A 702-nucleotide genomic window follows, 5' to 3' on the forward strand; every position below is an offset into this window, starting at 1 on the left:
GGTTGTCACTATCGCCTTATATTTGCTCATGTTCATTCCTTATCCGGGGTAAACCGTGATGACGTCGCCGTCGATGGCAGCAGCGCCGATATACAGGGTTCCGGGCACGTCCTGGATCAACGTCAGCCCTATCAGGTGCCGGCTGACCGGTTTGGCATCGGCGATCACTCGCTCCAGCTCCTGATACATCTCTTCCGTGATCCCTTCCTCATGCACGCCAATATCAGCACGGAAGGTGCCGGGCTGTTCGCCATCCTGCCACCATTCGATCACCTGTATCAGATAGCCCAGCGGCTCGACCGCCCGGCGTAGCGCCGCAATGGTGCCTTTGTGACGATGGATGAAATAGGCCTGCCGAATAGCATCGCGTTTAGCCTCTGTGCTCCAACTGGCATCCCAACGATCGACCGACAACGCCCAGGACAGGTATGGCAGCAATGCCGGCGGGCACGTACCCGGATCCCACAGCGTGCGCAATGGCACCGGCAACGTTGTCGCCTTCTCGCACGCCTGCTCGATGCGCTGCATCAACGGCGTTGCATGCGGTGGCAACAAGCTGTTACGCATCGTAGCCCCCGAAAGTAATCAGCTGTTCGGTGCAGTACCCCGCCTGCGTCTGATCTAAAACGATGTCTTTAAGCGGGCTTTTCAGCTCGACGCGCTGGATCCCCTCGACATGCAAAGCGGCATAGATGGCCGATA

The 702-nt window shown here is 58.4% G+C and carries 1 protein-coding gene; it reads right to left on the reverse strand.

Translation table 11 applies throughout. From position 1 onward, the window contains the following. Positions 1–39: 39 nt before the first annotated feature. Positions 40–567: a phage tail protein I gene (locus DVK07_RS20280; protein ID WP_121598572.1), complete on the reverse strand. Its 528-nt coding sequence runs from the start codon at positions 565–567 to the stop codon at positions 40–42. Between the last annotated feature and the right edge of the window lie 135 nt (positions 568–702).

Source organism: Halorubrum sp. Atlit-26R, from assembly GCF_003666015.1.
Taxonomy (GTDB): Archaea; Halobacteriota; Halobacteria; order Halobacteriales; family Haloferacaceae; genus Halorubrum.

What these genes read in the sequence shown, in the direction of transcription:
- DVK07_RS20280 (WP_121598572.1), bottom strand. Translation starts at nt 567, where the DNA reads ATGCGTAACAGCTTGTTGCCACCGCATGCAACGCCGTTGATGCAGCGC.